Raw genomic sequence first — 18,978 nt, forward strand, 5'->3', positions numbered from 1 at the left:
GTCTAGTCCACTCACGTGGTGTAGACCTTATGGGTCCACATATTGAACGGCGAGACAGTTAGATCGAGGTAGTGCAAGTGCGGCGGCGTAAGGCAGGAATGATCGCAGTGGTGTCCACCCTGGGCATGACGGCGGTCCTCGGTGGCTGTGGGACGACCGGATCCTCGGACGTGACCCTCAGACTCGTCGCCGCCGACTACGGAGACTCCGCCGCCAACAGCTCGCAGAAGTACTGGGACAAGCTGGCCAAGGCGTACGAGGCCCAGCACTCCGGCGTGAAGATCGACGTCACCGTCTACTCGTGGAACGACGTCGACCGCAAGGTCAAGGACATGGTCGCCGCCGGCAAGGCACCCGACCTGGCCCAGATCGGTTCGTACGCCGACTACGCGGCCGCCGGCAAGCTGTACGAGGCCGGCGACCTGCTCTCCATCCCGGTCCAGGCCGACTTCCCGTCCCAGCTCGCCGAGGCGGGCCAGTGGAACCACGCGCAGTACGGCATGCCTTTCGCCGCATCCACGCGCGTCCTCTTCTACAACAAGACCCTCTTCTCCCAGGCCGGCATCACCACCCCGCCCACCACCTGGAACGAACTGGCCGCCGACGCGGAGGCGCTCAAGGCGCACGGGGTGAAGTACCCGTACGCCCTGCCCCTCGGTCCCGAGGAAGCGCAGGCGGAGACCATGCAGTGGCTGCTCAGCGGCGGCAGCGGCTACACCGACGACACCGGCACGTACACGATCAACTCCACGCAGAACATCGACACCCTCACCTGGCTCAGGGACGACCTGGTGGGCAAGGGGCTGACCGGCCCGACGGCGCCCGGCAAGCTCAACCGCGCGGCCGCGTTCACCGCGTTCGCGAACGGCCAGGTCGGCATGGTCAACGGCCACCCGACCCTGATGAAGCAGGCCGAGGCGAAGGGCGTGAAGTTCGGCATGGTCGCGATGCCCGCCCGCGCCGGCCAGACGACCCCCACCGCCTCCATGGGCGTCGCCGACTGGATGGCGGCGTTCAAGCAGAACGGCCACGCCGAGCAGGTGGGCGACTTCCTCGACTACGTCTACAGCGAGAAGAACGTGCTCGCCTTCTCCCGCGAGTACGGCCTGCTCCCCGTGACCACGTCGGCCTCCCAGGCGATGACCTACTCCACCCGGACGCAGGACGAACAGCTCCGTCCGTTCCTGGAGCAGCTGCCGTCCTCCGCGCTGTACCCGGCCGGCAAGACCTCCTGGGCCGCCATCAGCGCCGACATCAAGAAGCAGATAGGTACGGCGGTCACCTCGACGGGCAGCCCGACCACCGTCCTCACCCGGCTCCAGGCCGAGGCGTCGGCGGCCGACAGCCGTACGACCACGGGCTGAGCGCTACCGTTCTCGCCATGGACCGGCAAGAACTGGACGCGCGCGAGCAGGCCGTCCTCGCCCTCGAACGCCGGGGCTTTCCGAGCCCCGGCGCGAAGGAACGGGCGATACGGGAGGAACTCGACCTGGCCCCCGTGCGCTACTACCAGCTCCTCAACGCCCTGCTCGACGACGAGCGGGCCCTCGCGCACGACCCGGTGACGGTGAACAGGCTGCGGCGGGTGCGGGAGGCGCGGCGCGGGGAGCGGTGAGCTGGGGGTTTCGTCGCCCCCGCCGCCCCTACCCGTCCCATCACCAGGGGGCTTCGCCCCCTTAGACCCCCGCCGGCAGATGTGGATCCGCGGGCCGGTGGGGGTTGATCGCGCAGTTCCCCGCGCCCCTTACGGGGCGCTTGGATACTGTCGGGTGCATGGGAACCCACATCACGGAACCCCTCCCGACGCCTCGCACCGCGGCCGGTCGTGACGGCCTTGCCGCCCTCCTCGCACAGCCCCGCACCGCTCTCGTCGGCCTCGACTTCGACGGCACCCTCGCGCCGATCGTCGCCGACCCCGAGCAGGCACGGGCCCACCCGGACGCCGTACCGGCCCTCGCCGCCCTCGCGCCGAAGGTGGCCGCCGTGGCCGTCGTCACCGGCCGCCCGGCCGAGGTCGCCGTCCGCCACGGCGGTTTCGCCGGCGTCCCCGGCCTGGAACACCTGGTCGTCCTCGGCCACTACGGCGCCGAACGCTGGGACGCGGCGACCGGCGAGATCACCTCCCCGCCGCCCCATCCCGGCATCGCCGCCGTCCGCGCCGAACTCCCCGCCCTCCTCGACCGCGTCGGCGCCGCGCACGGTGCCTGGATCGAGGAGAAGGGCTTCGCGGTGGCCGTCCACACCCGCCGGGCCGACGACCCCCAGGCCGCCTTCGACTCCCTGCGCACCCCCCTGACCGACCTGGCCACCCGCCACGCCCTGATCGTCGAACCGGGCCGCCTGGTCCTGGAACTCCGCCCCCCGGGCATGGACAAGGGGGTAGCCCTGCGCGAGTACGCGAGAGAGATCGGCGCGGGGTCGGTCCTCTATGCCGGCGACGACCTGGGCGACATCCCCGCCTTCGCCGCAGCGGAGAAACTGAGGACGGAAGGCGTCCCGGGCCTGCTGGTATGCAGCGGCAGCGAGGAGGTCACAGAGCTCGCGGACCGATCGGACCTGGTGGTGAACGGCCCGGAGGGACTAGTACGACTGCTGAGAAGCCTCGCCGCATACAGCGCCCCGTAAGGGGCGCTGGGGGTCCCCCCGGCCGAAGGCTGGGGGAGGAACTGCGCGACCAGCCCCCACCGGCCCGCAGATCCGCATCTACCGCCGCGGGGGTCGAAGGGGGCGCAGCCCCCTGGTGAGGGGACGGGTAGGGGCGGCGGGGGCGAAAACTACCCGCCCAACGCCCCCAACTGCTCAAGAAACCAGGCCGCAGGAGGCAACGCGGTAGCCGCCGCGGCCAGCCGCTTGCACCGCTCCGCCCGCTCCCCCTCCGGCAAGGCCAGCGCCCGCGCCAACGCATCAGCCGTCCCCCCGATGTCATACGGGTTCACGACCACCGCGTCCTCCCCCAACTCCTCGAACGCCCCCGCCTCCCGCGAGAGCACCAGCACACACCCCTCGTCCGACACCACCGGGATCTCTTTCGCCACCAGGTTCATGCCGTCCCGGATCGGGTTCACCAGCGCCACGTCGGCCAGCCGGTACGCCGCCAGCGACCGCGCGAAATCGTCCTTCACATGCAGCACCACCGGCGTCCAACCCGCCGTCCCGTACACCGAGTTGATGTCGTCCGCCACCCGCTGCACCTCGGCCGTGTAGTCCCGGTAGACGGCGAGGTCCTGCCGCGAGGGGTACGCGAACGCGACATGCACCACCCGCTCCCGCCACTCGGGGTGGTCGTCGAGCAGCTGCCGGTACGCCAGCAGCCCCCGCACGATGTTCTTCGACAGCTCGGTGCGGTCGACCCGGACGATCGTCTTCCGCCCTTCCCCGATCTCCTCCCGAAGCGCCCGCATCCGCTCCTCGACGTCCGGCTCGTGCGACCGCTTCCGCAGGAAGTCCGCGTCGGCGCCCAGCCCGTGCACCCCGATCCGCGTCCCGCCGGACGACGGATCCGCGGCCGGAATCCCCGGCCCCAGCACCGCATGACAGCAGTCGACGAACGCGTCCGCCCACCGCCGCGTGAGGAACGCGGCGTGATCGGCGCCCAGGATCCCGCCCAGCAGCTCCGCCGCGATGTCGTCGGGGAGGAGCCGGAAGTAGTCCGGCGGCGCCCAGGGGGTGTGCGAGAAATGGCCGATACGCAGATCCGGGCGCAGCCGGCGCAGCATCCGCGGTGCCAGCGCCAGGTGGTAGTCCTGGATGACGACGGCCGCGCCCTCCGCCGCCTCCTTCGCCAGCGCCTCCGCGAACGCCCGGTTGTAGGCCTCGTACGCCCCCCACTGCCGCCGGAACTCCGCGTCGAAGACCGGCTCCAGCGGGGTCTGGTACAGCATGTGGTGGACGAACCAGAGCACCGAGTTCGCGATGCCGTTGTACGCGTCGGAGAACACGCCCGCGTCGATGTCGAGCATCCGGACCTGCTGGCCGCCGGTGTCCGTCACCGGCAGCCGGCCGCCCTCGGCCCGCCGCACCGCCTCCCGGTCCCCGTCGCTCAGCGCCGCGCACACCCACACCGCGTTCGCGTCCGGCCCGATCGCCGACAGACCGGAGACCAGCCCGCCGCCGCCCCGCTTGGCATGCAGCGCGCCGCCGCCCGCGTCGTCGGAGCGCACCTCGTACGAAACCGGGCCGCGGTTGGACGCGACCAGCACCTCAGCACCGCCGGTGGAAGCCATACGCCTGAACCTAGCCCGGCCCGGAAACGCTCAAACGTACGGCTACGCCCGACCGGCGGCCGTATACGGGACGCCCGTCGAAGTCACGCCACCCGGCGCTCGGCGTACTCCGCGATCTCCACCATCGGCGGCCGTTCCTCCGTGTCCACGGAGTACGTGCGCGGTTCGAAGCCGTCCTCGCCCCGTTCGAACTGGGTGAGCGAGGGGCGGATCAGGTGGCCGCGGGCCAGTCGCAGCTGCGCCGTGCGGTAGATCGCGGCGGACATCCGGCCGAGGGCCTGGCCGTCCTGGTGGCGGTGTTTGCGGACACCGACGTCCACCTGCGCCAGCGCATCCAGCCCCACCAGGTGCAGGGCATCGACCAGCATGCCCAGCTCGACCCCGTACCCCACCGGGAAGGGGAGCTGTTCCAGCAGGGAGCGGCGGGCCGCGTACTCGCCACCCAGGGGCTGCACGAAACCGGCCAGCTGCGGCCAGTGCATGTTCAGCAGCGGGCGGGCCATCAGCTCGGTGACCCGGCCGCCCTGCCCGGCCGCACCGGCCAGCGGACGGTCGTACATCGCCTTGACCAGGTCCACGTCGGGGTCGGTCAGCAGCGGGCCGACGATCCCGGAGACGAAGTCGGAGGAGAAGTCCCTCAGATCCGCGTCGACGAAGCAGACGATGTCCCCCGTGGTGACCAGGAGGGAGCGCCAGAGGACCTCGCCCTTGCCGGGGACGGCGGGGATGCGCGGGAGGATCGTGTCGCGGTGGACGACCCGGGCGCCGGCCGCCGCGGCCACGGCCGCCGTGCGGTCCGTGGAGCCGGAGTCGACGACCACGATCTCGTCGACGAGCGGCGCCTGCTGCATCAGGTCGTGGCGGATGATCGCGACGATGTCGCCGACCGTCTCCTCCTCGTTGAGCGCGGGCAGCACGACGGAGACCGACTGCCCGGTGCGCTGCTTGGCGGCGAGTATCCGGTGCAGGGGGCGGTCGCTCACGGACCAGGAGCGGGTGGCCAGCCAGCGCTCGACTTCTTCCAGCACAGTCAGCGGCTCCTCACTGTCACGGTCACACTGCGAAGTGTGATCCATCTCGCGGTACGGACGACTCTCTCAACTGTCCTGGCCTTCGGTTACAGTCTTGAACAACGCCGATGACCATCGCATGTCGTGCGGTCACCGTGCGTTGACAACCGAATACAGCTCATCCAGAGGGGCAGAGGGATACGGCCCGATGAAGCCCCGGCAACCCTCCAGTCGGTACTCGTAGATCGTCGTCGATCGGTCGGATCACTGTCGATCGTCCGCGAGGCTCCCGGCTAGGGAAGGTGCCAAATCCGTCTCACGGCGAGATGCGTCGTGAGGAAGATGAGGAGAAAGGGCCTCGCCTCACATGGCTGCGCAGACTGTTGCACCCACCACCGACTCTACGACCGTCGACCTCGGTCCCGCCGCGGCGCTGAGCTGCCGCGAGTGCGGTCACCGTGTGCCGCTCGGCCCGGTGTTCGCCTGCGAGGAGTGTTTCGGCCCGCTCGAGATCGCGTACGACTTCTCGGACTACGACACCGAGGAGCTGCGGAAGCAGATCGAGGCGGGACCCGCGAACATCTGGCGCTACGCGCCGCTGCTGCCCGTCCCCGCGGACGTGGCGACCAAGCCGAACATCAACCCCGGCTGGACCAAGCTCGTCAAGGCCGACAACCTGGCGCGGGAGCTCGGTGTCACCGGCGGGCTGTACGTGAAGGACGACTCCGGCAACCCGACGCACTCCTTCAAGGACCGCGTGGTCGCCCAGGCCGTCGAGGCCGCGCGCGCCTTCGGCTACACCACGCTCTCCTGCTCCTCCACCGGCAACCTGGCCGGCGCGGTCGGCGCCGCCGCCGCCCGGGCCGGCTTCCGCTCCTGCGTGTTCATCCCGCACGACCTGGAGCAGGGCAAGGTCGTCATGGCCGCGATCTACGGCGGCGAGCTCGTCGGCATCGAGGGCAACTACGACGACGTGAACCGTTTCTGCTCCGAGCTGATCGGTGACCCGGCCGGCGAGGGCTGGGGCTTCGTCAACGTCAACCTGCGGCCGTACTACGCGGAGGGCTCCAAGACCCTGGCGTACGAGATCTGCGAGCAGCTCGGCTGGCAGCTCCCGGACCAGCTGGTCATCCCGATCGCCTCCGGCTCGCAGCTCACCAAGGTCGACAAGGGCCTGCAGGAGCTGATCAAGCTCGGGCTCGTCGAGGACAAGCCGTACAAGATCTTCGGTGCGCAGGCGGAGGGGTGCTCGCCGGTGTCGGTGGCCTTCAAGGGGGGCCACGACGTGGTCCGTCCGCAGAAGCCGAACACCATCGCCAAGTCCCTCGCCATCGGCAACCCGGCCGACGGTCCTTACGTCCTCGACGTCGCGCGCCGGACGGGCGGTGCGGTGGAGGACGTGACCGACGAGCAGGTCGTCGACGCGATCAAGCTGCTCGCGCGGACCGAGGGGATCTTCGCGGAGACCGCCGGCGGTGTGACGGTCGGAGTCACCAAGAAGCTCATCGAGAACGGGCTCATCGACCCGGCGAAGTCGCTTGTCGTACTCAACACCGGTGATGGACTGAAGACGCTGGACGCTGTCGCGGAGACCGGGCTGACGGCGACTATTCGGCCCACTCTTGAGTCGTTCCGTGAGGCCGGGCTGGCCCAGTAGGCAGTCGTCGTTCTGCGGGCCGGTGGGGGCTGGTCGCGCCCGCGCGGCGGTAGCCGCAAATCGACTCAGTTCCGCGCCCCTGAAGGGGTGTTACAGCTACCGGAGGTTTAAACGTGAGCGTCACCGTTCGCATCCCCACCATCCTGCGCACCTACACCGGTGGCCAGGCCGAAGTCACCGCCGAAGGCGCGAACCTCGGCGAGGTCATCGCCGACCTGGAGCAGAACCACACGGGAATCGCCGCGCGCGTTCTCGACGACCAGGGCAAGCTGCGCCGGTTCGTCAACGTCTACGTGAATGACGACGACGTGCGATTCGAGCAGGGCTTGGAGACGGCCACCCCGGACGGTGCCGGCGTCTCCATCATCCCGGCCGTCGCCGGTGGCTGAGCCGCTGACCTGCCTGACGTGATGGCCGAATGACCGAACATTACCTTCGGTAACAGCCATCACCGATTGTTCATCTGATTGCCCCCTCCGCGAGAGAAGCGGAGGGGGCAATTCTGTGTGGTTGAGCGCGGTACAGTTGGGGAACACGGTCCCGATCTCCGGGGCGCGGGCCCTGTTATTCGATACCGCCAGCTCGCCAAGAAGTAGCCAAAGTGTGCGGGTTATATGCGGCTTTTGTGGCTTTCATGGGGCCCGACTTGCCCTGAATTCGGCCGAATTCTCGCTACATTCCGGACCCTTCCCGTCCAGAATTCTCGTCCGATTGACCTGTTGCAGACGGCAGTTGGACAGATACATTCAGCCGCGGTCGACGCGTTCCGGCGCACGCCCCCAACCATTGGGGGGTGAGGTCTGACCCGGATCCGCGAAGTGTGGATCTGTGCAAGGGCCAGTAATAGGGGAGTTAGGCATGGCTCAGGGCACCGTCAAGTGGTTCAACGCGGAGAAGGGGTACGGCTTCATCGCGGTCGACGGTGGTGCGGATGTTTTCGTCCACTACAGCGCGATCCAGATGGACGGGTACCGCACCCTGGAAGAGGGTCAGCGAGTCGATTTCGAGATCTCGCAGGGCCAGAAGGGGCCGCAGGCGGACATGGTCCGCTTGGCGACCAGCTGAAGCACGCGCCGACTGACAGCGACGTTCTTCTGTACTTCTTCGAAGGGCTCGTGCCTCCTGGGGCACGAGCCCTTCGGCATGCCTGGCAGCAGCCCGTCGCCGGCCCGTCGGCGGGCTCCCCGGCGGGCCCTCGGCGGGCCTGACTCCAGGTGCCCGATCCCCGGGAGGCGCTTGCACTCGGCATGGGCGAGTGCTAATCATTGGCGTTAGCACTCTGAAGGTGAGAGTGACAAAGAAGGACCGGGTCGGTGAGGCCCGCAGGCCGGGTGGGGCAAGGAACCCACGGGTCGGCGAGCCGTCCGTCGCGGGCGCGGGCGCGGTCCTCGAAGACTCACCCCCAGTCCTGGAGGGACCACTTCACATGGCCAAGATCATCGCGTTCGACGAGGAGGCGCGGCGCGGCCTCGAGCGCGGCATGAACCAGCTCGCGGACGCCGTGAAGGTGACGCTCGGCCCCAAGGGCCGCAACGTCGTCCTCGAGAAGAAGTGGGGCGCCCCCACGATCACCAACGATGGTGTGTCCATCGCCAAGGAGATCGAGCTCGAGGACCCGTACGAGAAGATCGGCGCCGAGCTGGTCAAGGAAGTCGCCAAGAAGACGGACGACGTCGCCGGTGACGGTACGACCACCGCGACCGTGCTCGCCCAGGCGCTGGTCCGCGAGGGTCTGCGCAACGTGGCCGCCGGTGCCAACCCGATGGCCCTGAAGCGCGGTATCGAGAAGGCCGTCGAGGCCGTCTCCGGTGCCCTGCTGGAGCAGGCGAAGGATGTCGAGACCAAGGAGCAGATCGCTTCCACGGCCTCCATCTCCGCCGCCGACACCCAGATCGGCGAGCTCATCGCCGAGGCCATGGACAAGGTCGGCAAGGAAGGCGTCATCACCGTCGAGGAGTCCCAGACCTTCGGTCTGGAGCTGGAGCTCACCGAGGGTATGCGCTTCGACAAGGGCTACATCTCGGCGTACTTCGCCACCGACATGGAGCGTATGGAGGCGTCCCTCGACGACCCGTACATCCTGATCGCCAACTCGAAGATCGGCTCCGTCAAGGACCTGCTCCCGCTCCTGGAGAAGGTCATGCAGTCGGGCAAGCCGCTGCTGATCATCGCCGAGGACGTCGAGGGCGAGGCCCTGTCGACCCTGGTCGTCAACAAGATCCGCGGCACCTTCAAGTCCGTCGCCGTCAAGGCCCCGGGCTTCGGCGACCGCCGCAAGGCGATGCTGAACGACATCGCCATCCTCACCGGCGGCGAGGTCATCTCCGAGGAGGTCGGTCTCAAGCTGGAGAACACGACCCTCGACCTGCTGGGCAAGGCCCGCAAGGTGGTCATCACCAAGGACGAGACCACCATCGTCGACGGCGCCGGCTCCTCCGAGCAGGTGCAGGGCCGCGTGAACCAGATCCGCGCCGAGATCGAGAACAGCGACTCGGACTACGACCGCGAGAAGCTCCAGGAGCGCCTGGCCAAGCTCGCCGGTGGCGTCGCCGTCATCAAGGCCGGTGCCGCGACCGAGGTCGAGCTGAAGGAGCGCAAGCACCGCATCGAGGACGCCGTCCGCAACGCGAAGGCGGCCGTCGAGGAGGGCATCGTCGCCGGTGGTGGCGTGGCCCTGCTGCAGGCCTCCCAGGTCTTCGAGAAGCTGGAGCTGGAGGGTGACGAGGCGACCGGCGCGCAGGCCGTGAAGCTCGCCCTTGAGGCCCCGCTGAAGCAGATCGCCGTGAACGCCGGCCTCGAGGGTGGCGTCGTGGTGGAGAAGGTCCGCAACCTCACCCCGGGTCACGGCCTCAACGCCGCGACCGGCGAGTACGTCGACCTGGTCGCCGAGGGCATCATCGACCCGGCGAAGGTGACGCGTTCCGCCCTGCAGAACGCAGCCTCCATCGCCGCGCTGTTCCTCACCACCGAGGCCGTCATCGCCGACAAGCCGGAGAAGGCCGCCGCGGCCGCTCCGGGCGGCATGCCGGGCGGTGACATGGACTTCTGATCCGGCAACGGATCGGCTCGTCCTTTCCGAGGGCGGCACCCCCTGCTACGGCGGGGGGTGCCGCCCTCGGGTGTTTCCCCGGCACGGGTCCGTGTCCGGTGTCACATGGCATCCGCGCGGAAGCGGGAATGCGTACGTCCGGGCAGTTCGTTGTGCACAGACGTGCACTCGATGCGCGTGCACATACCATCTGGTATTCGCCCCCGGACACACGCCTACTCACGAGGAGCCCCCCACGTGACCGTCACCACGCCCCCCGCCTCCCGCGCGGCCGAGATCCTCTCCCGTCCCATCGCTCTCAACGGGCTCACGGTCCCCAACCGGATCGTGATGGCGCCGATGACCCGCCAGTTCAGCCCCGGCGGCATCCCCGGCGAGGACGTGGTCTCGTACTACTCCCGCCGGGCCGCCGCCGGTGTCGGCCTGATCGTCACCGAGGGGACGTACGTCGGCCATGACTCGGCCGGGCAGAGCAGCCGCATCCCGCGGTTCCACGGCGAGGAGCAGCTGGCGGCCTGGGCGAAGGTCGCCGAGGGCGTGCACGCGGCCGGCGGCACGATCGTCCCGCAGCTGTGGCACATCGGCATGGTCCGCAAGCAGGGCCAGCCGCCGTTCGCGGACGCCCCCGCCGTCGGCCCCTCCGGCATCCGCCTGGACGGCACCGAGGGCGAGGGTAAGGAGATGACCCGGCAGGACCTGGACGACGTCATCCGCGCGTTCGCCGAGGCCGCGGCCGACGCCGAGCGCATCGGCTTCGACGGCGTCGAGCTGCACGGCGCCCACGGCTACCTGCTCGACCAGTTCCTGTGGGCGGGCACCAACCGCCGCGCCGACGCGTACGGCGGCGACCCGGTCGCCCGCACGAAGTTCGCGGCGGAGATCGTGGCCGCCGTACGTGACTCGGTCTCCCCGGAGTTCCCGGTCATCTTCCGCTACTCGCAGTGGAAGTCCGACAACTACGACGCCCGTCTCGCCGAGACCCCCGAGGAGCTGGAGGCGATCCTCACGCCGCTGGCCGCCGCCGGCGTCGACGTCTTCCACGCCTCCACCCGCCGCTACTGGCTCCCCGAGTTCGAGGGCTCCGACCTCAACCTGGCCGGCTGGACCAAGAAGCTCACCGGAAAGCCCACCATCACCGTCGGCTCGGTCGGCCTCGACGGCGACTTCATCAAGGGCTTCATGGGCGAGGGCTCTCCGCTCAAGAGCATCGACGACCTCCTCGACAGCCTGGAGCGCGAGGAGTACGACATGGTCGCCGTCGGCCGCGCCCTCCTCCAGGACCCGGAGTGGGCGTCGAAGGTCCTCGCCGGCCGCACGGACGAACTGAAGTCGTACGACGCGGCCGCGCTCAAGACCCTGAGCTGAGCACCTGCGCTCACACGAACGGCCGGGACGTCCTGCGTCCCGGCCGTTCGTGGTCTGCCGGCCGACGCCCGCCGACGGTCAGACGACCGCCAGGAAAACCAGGGACACCACCGCTTGGAGCGGCAAGGACACGATCCCGAAGAGCAGGGCCCGGTTCCATGCGATGGACGGCTCCGGCCGGCGTGGTCTCGCCCGGGCCCATGACACGAGAGCGGTGAACGCCGGAATCAGGGCGAGCAGGGCGCACGCCAGCCGGAACGGTGTCCGGGAGGCGTCATCGGCCGCTCTCGTCCACAGCGGCCAGGCGTAGAGCGCGTCGATCGCGAGCATGACCAGCAGCCCGGCCCCGGCCCTGCAGACGGACTGGCTGTTCGCCATGCCGTCCCTGCGCCTGGCGGAGGCACAGATCGCGGGCGGCGGCCGGGCGCACCTGTACGAACTGACCTGGGGCGCCCCCGGCAGCGGCGGGATCCTGGGCACCTGCCACGGCCTGGACATCCCCCTCCTCTTCGGCATGTTCGAGGCGGACCTGACCAACCTCCTCCGGGCGGGCGCAGGCGTCACCCCGGAGGAGCGGACGAGGCAGCTGCGGGAGGGGTGCGACCTCACCGTTCATCCGCTCTCGGGTCAGCCGGCGAGCAGCCGGAAGAACCCGAGAGCGAACGCGTAGGGCACGAGGAGCAGAAGCGCGGGGCGGTCCGTCAGCAGGCCGAAGGCCATGAAGCCGAGCGCCGAAAACCGCGATCGCCGGTGTCGCGCGCTACTGTTCCCCGCGTGACGGACAAGGACATATCCACGCCCCGGGTGGACGGACGGGTCGAACGGGGGAACAGGACGCGTCAGTCGGTGCTGGACCGGACCGTCAGGATCGCGTCCGTGGAAGGGCTGGAGGCGTTGTCCGTCGGGCGGCTGGCGACGGAACTGGGGCTCAGCAAGAGCGGGGTGTTCGCGCTCTTCGGGTCCAAGGAGGAACTGCAGCTCGCCACCGTGCGGGAGGCGGGACGCATCTTCACCGAGCGGGTGATCCGCCCGCTGGCGGCGGATCCCGCGGGGGTCCTGCGGGTGTGGCGGCTGTGCGAGGGATGGCTCGAGTACTCCCGGGGACGGGTCTTTCCGGGCGGCTGCTTCTTCTACGAGGTCATCGCCGAGTTCGACGCCCGTTCGGGGCCGGTGCACGACGCCGTGGTCCGGGCCCAGCGCGACTGGATGGCCCATGTGGAGCGCACCGTCGCCGACGCGCGTGACGCGGGTGAGCTGCACGCCGGCGTCGATGTGCCCCAGCTCGCCTTCGAACTCGTGGCGTTGATGGAGACGGCCAACGGGGTCGCGGTGCTGCACGGCGAGGAGACCGCCTACCGGCGGGCCCGGGTCGGGATCGCGGCACGTCTGCGGGCGGTGGCGGCCGACCCGGCCCGGTTGCCTCAAGTCCCCTGAGCCCACGATGAATTGGGACGGACCGGATCCCGTCAAACAACTAGCACGATCGTTCGCACAGTTTTAGGCTCGGTCCATGACTGTCACAGGAGCGGACATCGTCGAGTTGGACCGGATCGCCGTGCGTGAGGCGGTCCGGGTGGTGGATCTGGTGGGCGGCCAGGACTGGGAGCGGGACACACCGTGCGCGGGGTGGACGTTGCGCCGGCTCGTGGCGCACATGACGGCCCAGCACCACGGCTTCGCGGCCGCCGCACGGGGTGCGGGGGAAGGCGCCGCCCACTGGCGCGAGCCGGAGGACATGAGCGAGCCGGCGCGGGTGCACCGGGCGGCCGCGGCCCAGGTGCTCGGCGCGTTCGGTGAACCGGGCGTGGACGGACGGGAGTTCGCGCTGCCGGAGCTGGGCGGGACCTTTTCCGGGCGGCGGGCGATCAGCTTCCACTTCGTCGACTACGTGGTGCACGCATGGGACGTCGCCGTCACGCTCGGCGCGGCGGTGGAACTGCCGGACGAGGCGCTCGGTGCGGCGCTCGCCGTCGCTCGCCTGGTCCCGGCCGATCCGGCGCGGCGAGGGCCGGGATCCGCCTTCGCGCCCGCGCTGGAGGTCTTTGCGGGTGCCGGTCCCCTGGAGGAGACGCTGCGGCTGCTGGGGAGGGACCCGGAGCGGTGGCCGGTCCGCGGGTGAGGGCCGGGACCGCCCTCGTCCCCATCGGACCGGCCTCTTGCGTCATTCCGGTGACGGCGCGGTGATCCGCTTCTCGAACCAGTGGTGGGCGTACGGCTCGTCGTTGAAGGCGGGGACCTCCTGGAAGCCGAAGGAGTGGTAGAGGGTGATCGCGGCGTCCAGCGTCTTGTTGGTGTCCAGGCGCAGGGTGTCGCAGCCGTGCCCGGCGGCCCGTGCCTCCAGTTCGGTCAGGAACCGGCGGCCGAGGCCGAGTCTGCGGGCCTGGGGGGCCACCCACATGCGCTTGATCTCCGCCGGAGCCCCGGGCGGCAGCTTCACCCCGGCACAGCCGACGGGTTCGCCGTGCAGCCGGGCGACCAGGAACAGCCCGCGTGGAGGCCGGAGTTCACCCGCGTCGGGCAGCAGGCTGCGCGCGGGATCGAAGCCGGTGTCGAAGCGCTCCTGCAACTCGGCGAAGTAGGCCAGCAGGCAGTGCCGGGCGTCGGGGTGGCTGGGGTCGACGACGTCGAGGGTGACGGTCGAGGCGGTCAGCAGCCGGTCGACCTCGGCCATGGCCGCGACCAGTCGGGTGCGCTGTGCGGCGTTGAGCGGTTCGAGGAGGGAGGAGGCCAGTTCGTCACTGCGGTCGTCGAGCAGGGCGCGCTCCGCCCGGCCCTGCTCGGTGAGCCGCACGGTGCGTACCCGCCTGTCCTCGCGCTGCGGCTCCACGGTCACCAGGCCGGCGCTCTCCAGAGAGCGCAGCAACCGGCTGACATACCCGGAATCGAGCCCGAGGCGCTCACGCAGGCGCCGCACGTCCCGGCCCTGCTCGCCGATCTCCCAGAGCAGCCGAGCCTCGCCGATCGGCCGGTCGCGGCCCAGGTAGCGGTCGTGCAGCACGCCCACGCGTTCGGTGACGGTGCGGTGGAACCGTCGCACCTGCTCGATCTGTGCCGTATCCATTCTCTGACTTTAGTCAGAGAATTCTTCGTGGGCTACTCGATGTCTCACGGCAGGATGGAGTCGACGTATCCGCCGTCCACCCGAAGCGCGCCCCCGGTGGTGGCCGAGGCCTGGTCGGAGCTGAGGTAGACAACCATGTTGGCGATCTCCTCCGGTTCGATCAGGCGCTGCAGCAGCGACTGCGGCCGGTACTCGCGCATGAAGGCGCGCTGGGCCTCGTCCCAGGGCAGGTCGCGGTCGACGAGTTCGTAGACGAAGTCCTCGACCCCTCCCGTGTGGGTGGGGCCGGCGATCACTGAGTTCACCGTGACACCGGTGCCGGCGGCCTGTTTGGCGAAGCCGCGGCCCACCGCGAGCAGCGCGGTCTTCGACATGCCGTAGTGGATCATCTCGGCGGGGATGACGACCGCCGAGTCACTGGCGATGTACTGGACGCGTCCCCACCCGCGTTCGGTCATGCCCGGCAGGTACAGGCGGGTCAGCCGCACGGCGGCCAGCACGTTGACCTCGAAGTAGCGCCGCCACTCGTCGTCGGTGATCCGCAGCGGGTCCTCGGAGCCGAAGATCCCCAGGTTGTTGACGAGGATGTCGACCTGCGGCAGGGCCTGCGCCGCCAGACGGGCCCCTTCTTCGGTCGTCACATCCGCCGCGACCGGGAGGAGATCGGCCTCCGGTACTTCCTTCGTCAGCCGGGCGATGCTCTCGTCGACGCGCTGCGAGGACCGGCCGTTGACCCCCACCCGGGCCCCGGCGCGGGCCAGTCCGGCGGCGATCGCCGCGCCGATGCCCTGGGTGGAGCCGGTGACCAGCGCCGCGCGACCGCTCAGATCGATCTTCATCTCTCATCACACCCCTTTCGTGCGTGTGTCTCCGCTCAGGTACCCGAGTCGGAGCGACGGCACAAAGGGATCAGGCCTTCAACGCCTGTATGGCGGCACCGGGCTGTACCGGTGTCAGAGGTTGCCGAGGGGCTCGATGTCCACATGCACGGGAGTGCCCCAGACCCGGAGTACCTCGTAGTCGGTGAACTCGTGGACGAGCCGGTAGGCCATGGCGGGCCGGGATCCGCGCCGCTGGGCGGCGATGTACAGCTCTGCCTCGCGCCGGTCGCGGCGGGGCGTGCCGCACAGCTCCCACTTCCGGCCGTTCCACGCCTCCGGCAGCCAGCGCTGCTGCGGCTGCGGCCGGTCGGCCCGCACGCCGTACCGGGACATGGACGGACTGACAGCCTCCCCCGGCACCGGCCGCGGGCCACCCCCGAACTCCGACCGCCGCGCGGCCCGCCGCCGCGTCTCGCAGAGCAGACACAGATCGGGGGCGCTCTCGTCCACGGGCCCCTGCGGATGCTCGGCGCACCGGGTGGTGGGCGCGGCCGCGCTGACGCTCTCCTCCAGCAGATCGAGAGCGCGCCGCAAGTCGTCCTTCACCTCGTGCAGCTTGGCGTCTGGCGTGTCACCGGTCAGGGCCTCCCCGTGCTCGCCGATGACACGGAGGGCACGGCCCAGAGCGGTGAGCTGGGAGTGGTTCATGTGAACCAGGGTTGCACAGAGCGCTGACAACGCTCCGGTGAGATCAGTCGGCGTAGTCCTTGAGTTCTTCGGTGTCCAGGGTGAAGGCGAGGGGGGCGGGGAGCTCGACGGGGGTTCCCCAGGGGTAGGAGACGATCTGCTGGTAGCGACTGTCCTTGGGCTCGCTGTAGACGACAACGGTGTCGTTGTCGCGGTCGATGAGCAGGTAGACGGGGATGTCGGCTGCCGCGTAGCCGACAGGCTTGTCGATGCGGTCCCGTCGGTCGGTGTCGTGGTCGTGAGAGGTGATTTCCACGGCCATGAGGATGCCCTCCGATGCCGACCACTCGCCGTGCCCTTTGAAGTGGCCCTTGCGAGCGACGGCTCCGTCCGTGCGGGCGCGACCCCTCCGGTATTCCTCGGTCTTGACGCCGGACTCCCCGTAGACGCGCAGGTCAGGGCGATGCTGCATGCACTGCTCCTGCAACCAGACGAAGATCTCCCGGTGGTTGCCGTCCGGCACTGCCTTGACCTCTAGTTTTCCGTTGACGTACTCAAGCCGGACGGTCTCCGGAGCCCGCCGCTCCAGTTCCTCGAAGTCCTCGACGGTGAGCGGGTCCTTCGTACGAACCTTCCCGTCGACGAATTCGAGCCGCACGCCCTCCGGGGCCACGCCGGCGAGTTCCTCGAAGTCCTCGACGGGCATCTGCGGGCGTTCAGCGGCACCAGGGGTCATGGAATTGCCTCCTCCCCTCCATCGTGCCCCGGGGTGGCGTCGTCGGACCGTAGGAGCCGTCATGCGGGTGTCCTTTCTCGTTGTTTGATCATCGCGCCACGGATTTCGGCGGCCCGTGAGTGGACTTCGGGAGGCGACAGGGGCGTGTTGGGACTGCCGGGGGCGCGCCCGCCCCGGCATGCGCCGCAGATGCCGCCGGGCAGGGCCTCCGGGCGGCCCGGGGTGCCGCACTTCGCGCACTCCAGGATGCGGAGGGACGGGCGAGCGGGCGGGCTACCGGCTCGGGTGGGAGTTTGTCGGTGAGGCGTTTGCGGAGGAGGGCGGCCGGGTGGTGGACGGGGGAGGGGAGACCGCTGGTCAGAGCGTGGAGTACGTACTCGTCGCTCGCACCCCGCGCGAACCACTCCGTCAGCAGCGGGGCGAGGGCGGCGCAGTCGGCCTGGGAGAGGGAGAGAGCCGGGGCGGTACGGCCGAGGGCGGCCAGGAGGATGTGGGCGCGGGAGCGGGTGGGGCGAGCCCGGTCGGGGGGCTGTTCCGGCTCCGGTACGTCGCCTCGTGTGAACGCCGCCCACCAGTCATCGTCGCGTGCGGTACGGGACCACCACGAACGGGTGATCCAGCGTCGGCTGCCCGAGTCGGCGAGATGTTCCCGGCCCCGCCTCAAGTGCCCCGCCTGCTGAAGCCGGTTGAGGGCGGTGCGGAGGGCGCACTGCCCGTACGGGAGGTGCTTGGCCAGCGTCTTCACGGAGATGTCGGCGCCCTCGGGGAGCCGGTCGACGTATGCGGCGATGGCTGCTTCGCGGGGTGGGAGGTGGGCGAAGTCGTGGGCGGTGCGCCGGTGTTGGTTCGACGCGGACCGTTTTCCGTAGCCCGGGTTGGCCATCGGGTGCGGGGAGACGTGCGCGGGCGGGAGGGCAGCACTAAGCTGGCTGTCAGCCATGGGATCGCCTTTTCCGATCTCGTTGGTTAAGCCCCCGCAGGTGTTGGTAGCGCCTGACGGGGGCTGTTTCGTTCGTTATGCGGGCACGCTAGAGGATCGTCACTGTGCGTGGCAAGTCGAACGCGTCAAGTCAACACGCAGGGTGGGAGGGCGGGTTGAGGCCCTCCACCCATTCCCTGAAAAGAGGGCTCGGGGCTGGCGGCTTGAGCTTCGGGTGCTCGCTAGGCCTGTGACAGGACGACCGCGATGACGTCGCCCGGTTTGAGGCTCTTGTAGAGCCAGACGGCGTCCTTCGTGTCGAGGCGGATCCGGGCGCCGGAGTCGTCGGAGCAGCTGAAGGCGCCGACGTAGATGCTGGTCCGGCCGGTGTCGCGGAGTTCGACGACATGCGGATCGGCCGTCTTGCAGGCGGTCTTGGGGAGCGCGGCGACGGAGTCCCGGTCGAGGTTGAGTTTCGCGGTGACGGTCATGACGCCGGCGGAGAGAAGGGTCGGGGAGCCGGCGGCGATGGGCACGGTCCGGCCGTCGATCGTCAGGGTGTGCTTCTCGAAGTCGACCGTGCCGATGATCGCGGTCGGGACGGCGGAGACGGAGGGTGCGGGGGAGCCGGAGGCCGAGGGGGAGGGTGCGGGGGAGCCGGAGGTCGAGGGGGAGGGTGCGGGGGAGGTGAGGTGAGGGGTGGCGGCCGGGGGGCGGTGGTCGGGGCCGGTGTCGGTGCCCGTGTTCAGGGTCAGGGCGACGGCCGCCAGGGCCAGCGCCGCCGCGCCGGTGCCGAGAGCGAGGGTCGTGCGACGGCGGCGGGTGCGGCGGGCGGCAAGGCTGCGGATCTGGGTGCCCGCGACCGTCGGCGGGGTCTCATTCTGAGCGGCCAACTCACGGAGGGCGCGGGTCAGTTCATCGGACACGGCCGCCCTCCTTCCGTACCGGCTCGTCGGCCTCGTCCGGGCCCAGGTGCTGCGCCAGGGCCGCCCGGCCCCGGGACAGCCGGGCCTTGACCGTGCCCACGGGCGCGCCGGTCTCGGAGGCTACCTGCTCGACGCTCAGGTCGCACAGATGGTGCAGGACGATCGCCAACCGCTGTGCCTGGGGCAATTTGCGCAACGCGGCGACCAACGCGGTGTGTTCGGGGCCGGGCCCCGGCGTCGACTCGGGCGGGAGGTGCTTCCGCATCAGCTCCAGCCAGCGTCGGGTGCGCCGCCAGCGGCTGACCGCAAGCCGTACGGCGACCGTGCGGATCCACGCCTCGGGGGCGTTGTCGGCAAGGAAGGACTTGCGCCGGTCCCAGGCGCGTACGAACGCCTCCTGCACCACGTCCTGGGCCTCGCCGTGGTCACCGGTGAAGGCGTAGAGCTGCCCGGTCAGACGGGGGAACGCGGCCGCGTAGAACGCGTCGAACTCGTCCTCGGTCATGCCCTCCGCCGGAGTCTCT

General features: G+C 70.0%; 19 protein-coding genes, 2 pseudogenes and 1 riboswitch. Of the genes and pseudogenes, 11 read left to right on the plus strand and 10 right to left on the minus strand.

All coding sequences use genetic code 11. The annotated features are described in order from the left end of the window. The first annotated feature begins 98 nt into the window (after positions 1–98). From EDD90_RS30160 to otsB, 3 genes are all read left to right on the plus strand, one after another. Complete coding sequence (locus tag EDD90_RS30160) at positions 99–1,364, plus strand: extracellular solute-binding protein (RefSeq protein WP_185149275.1); 1,266 nt, start codon at positions 99–101, stop codon at positions 1,362–1,364. A 17-nt stretch (positions 1,365–1,381) separates the two neighbouring features. Then, positions 1,382–1,615 carry a DUF3263 domain-containing protein gene (locus EDD90_RS30165; RefSeq protein ID WP_123976077.1) on the plus strand — a complete coding sequence of 78 codons (234 nt, stop codon included), beginning with the start codon at positions 1,382–1,384 and terminating at the stop codon, positions 1,613–1,615. Between the two features lie 158 nt (positions 1,616–1,773). Then, positions 1,774–2,625, plus strand: a complete 852-nt coding sequence (otsB, locus tag EDD90_RS30170) for a trehalose-phosphatase (RefSeq protein ID WP_123976078.1) — start codon at positions 1,774–1,776, stop codon at positions 2,623–2,625. 149 nt (positions 2,626–2,774) lie between these two features. Here otsB and EDD90_RS30175 read toward each other — a convergent pair whose 3' ends face one another. Together EDD90_RS30175 and EDD90_RS30180 are read right to left on the minus strand one after the other, a co-directional pair. Next, positions 2,775–4,223 (minus strand): trehalose-6-phosphate synthase, encoded by a 1,449-nt coding sequence (locus tag EDD90_RS30175; RefSeq protein ID WP_123976079.1) that lies wholly within the window; start codon positions 4,221–4,223, stop codon positions 2,775–2,777. 83 nt (positions 4,224–4,306) lie between these two features. Then, positions 4,307–5,251: a glucosyl-3-phosphoglycerate synthase gene (locus tag EDD90_RS30180; RefSeq protein ID WP_123976080.1), complete on the minus strand. Its 945-nt coding sequence runs from the start codon at positions 5,249–5,251 to the stop codon at positions 4,307–4,309. A gap of 157 nt (positions 5,252–5,408) precedes the next feature. Further along, positions 5,409–5,582: riboswitch (SAM riboswitch) on the plus strand. An 18-nt stretch (positions 5,583–5,600) separates the two neighbouring features. On the opposite strand from EDD90_RS30180, the gene thrC reads away from it, so the two are divergent. The 5 genes from thrC to EDD90_RS30205 all read left to right on the plus strand — a co-directional run bounded on the left by thrC (position 5,601) and on the right by EDD90_RS30205 (position 11,304). Further along, the gene (gene thrC / locus EDD90_RS30185; protein WP_123976081.1) at positions 5,601–6,890 is read left to right on the plus strand and encodes a threonine synthase; all 1,290 of its coding nucleotides are present in this window, start codon (positions 5,601–5,603) and stop codon (positions 6,888–6,890) included. A gap of 113 nt (positions 6,891–7,003) precedes the next feature. Then, on the plus strand, positions 7,004–7,279 hold the full coding sequence (locus tag EDD90_RS30190) for a MoaD/ThiS family protein (RefSeq protein ID WP_123976082.1): 276 nt from the start codon (positions 7,004–7,006) through the stop codon (positions 7,277–7,279). A 469-nt stretch (positions 7,280–7,748) separates the two neighbouring features. After that, positions 7,749–7,955, plus strand: coding sequence for a cold-shock protein (locus EDD90_RS30195; protein WP_019057200.1), 207 nt, complete (start codon positions 7,749–7,751; stop codon positions 7,953–7,955). A 361-nt stretch (positions 7,956–8,316) separates the two neighbouring features. After that, positions 8,317–9,939, plus strand: coding sequence for a chaperonin GroEL (gene groL, locus EDD90_RS30200; protein WP_123976083.1), 1,623 nt, complete (start codon positions 8,317–8,319; stop codon positions 9,937–9,939). 237 nt (positions 9,940–10,176) lie between these two features. Continuing rightward, complete coding sequence (locus EDD90_RS30205; protein ID WP_123976084.1) at positions 10,177–11,304, plus strand: NADH:flavin oxidoreductase; 1,128 nt, start codon at positions 10,177–10,179, stop codon at positions 11,302–11,304. 78 nt (positions 11,305–11,382) lie between these two features. Here EDD90_RS30205 and EDD90_RS30210 read toward each other — a convergent pair whose 3' ends face one another. Next, the gene (locus tag EDD90_RS30210) at positions 11,383–11,634 is read right to left on the minus strand and encodes a hypothetical protein (RefSeq protein ID WP_123976085.1); all 252 of its coding nucleotides are present in this window, start codon (positions 11,632–11,634) and stop codon (positions 11,383–11,385) included. Positions 11,635–11,656: 22 nt separating this feature from the next. Between EDD90_RS30210 and EDD90_RS30215 the strand changes: the two are divergent. The 3 genes and pseudogenes from EDD90_RS30215 to EDD90_RS30225 all read left to right on the plus strand — a co-directional run. Continuing rightward, positions 11,657–11,867: pseudogene (locus EDD90_RS30215) on the plus strand (carboxylesterase/lipase family protein); the annotation flags it as partial. A 226-nt stretch (positions 11,868–12,093) separates the two neighbouring features. Next, on the plus strand, positions 12,094–12,738 hold the full coding sequence (locus tag EDD90_RS30220; RefSeq protein WP_123981812.1) for a TetR/AcrR family transcriptional regulator: 645 nt from the start codon (positions 12,094–12,096) through the stop codon (positions 12,736–12,738). Positions 12,739–12,814: 76 nt separating this feature from the next. Beyond that, positions 12,815–13,423, plus strand: coding sequence for a TIGR03086 family metal-binding protein (locus EDD90_RS30225; protein ID WP_123976086.1), 609 nt, complete (start codon positions 12,815–12,817; stop codon positions 13,421–13,423). Positions 13,424–13,465: 42 nt separating this feature from the next. Here the strand turns inward: EDD90_RS30225 and EDD90_RS30230 are convergent, their stop codons facing one another. The 7 genes and pseudogenes from EDD90_RS30230 to EDD90_RS30260 form a co-directional block, all read right to left on the minus strand. Further along, on the minus strand, positions 13,466–14,365 hold the full coding sequence (locus EDD90_RS30230) for a helix-turn-helix domain-containing GNAT family N-acetyltransferase (RefSeq protein ID WP_123976087.1): 900 nt from the start codon (positions 14,363–14,365) through the stop codon (positions 13,466–13,468). A 44-nt stretch (positions 14,366–14,409) separates the two neighbouring features. Further along, on the minus strand, positions 14,410–15,204 hold the full coding sequence (locus EDD90_RS30235) for an SDR family NAD(P)-dependent oxidoreductase (RefSeq protein WP_123976088.1): 795 nt from the start codon (positions 15,202–15,204) through the stop codon (positions 14,410–14,412). Positions 15,205–15,318: 114 nt separating this feature from the next. Next, the gene (locus EDD90_RS30240) at positions 15,319–15,894 is read right to left on the minus strand and encodes a hypothetical protein (protein WP_123976089.1); all 576 of its coding nucleotides are present in this window, start codon (positions 15,892–15,894) and stop codon (positions 15,319–15,321) included. Positions 15,895–15,937: 43 nt separating this feature from the next. Further along, positions 15,938–16,609 carry a Uma2 family endonuclease gene (locus tag EDD90_RS30245; protein WP_123976090.1) on the minus strand — a complete coding sequence of 224 codons (672 nt, stop codon included), beginning with the start codon at positions 16,607–16,609 and terminating at the stop codon, positions 15,938–15,940. A 59-nt stretch (positions 16,610–16,668) separates the two neighbouring features. Further along, positions 16,669–17,492: pseudogene (locus tag EDD90_RS30250) on the minus strand (hypothetical protein). Positions 17,493–17,770: 278 nt separating this feature from the next. Then, entirely contained in the window at positions 17,771–18,454 is a 684-nt protein-coding gene (locus EDD90_RS55720) for a hypothetical protein (RefSeq protein WP_185149276.1), read from the minus strand. Beyond that, on the minus strand, positions 18,444–18,959 hold the full coding sequence (locus tag EDD90_RS30260) for a SigE family RNA polymerase sigma factor (RefSeq protein WP_123976091.1): 516 nt from the start codon (positions 18,957–18,959) through the stop codon (positions 18,444–18,446). The genes EDD90_RS55720 and EDD90_RS30260 overlap by 11 nt, the downstream gene beginning before the upstream one ends. Between the last annotated feature and the right edge of the window lie 19 nt (positions 18,960–18,978).

The organism is Streptomyces sp. Ag109_O5-1 (assembly GCF_003814875.1).
Classification (GTDB): domain Bacteria; phylum Actinomycetota; class Actinomycetes; order Streptomycetales; family Streptomycetaceae; genus Streptomyces; species Streptomyces sasae.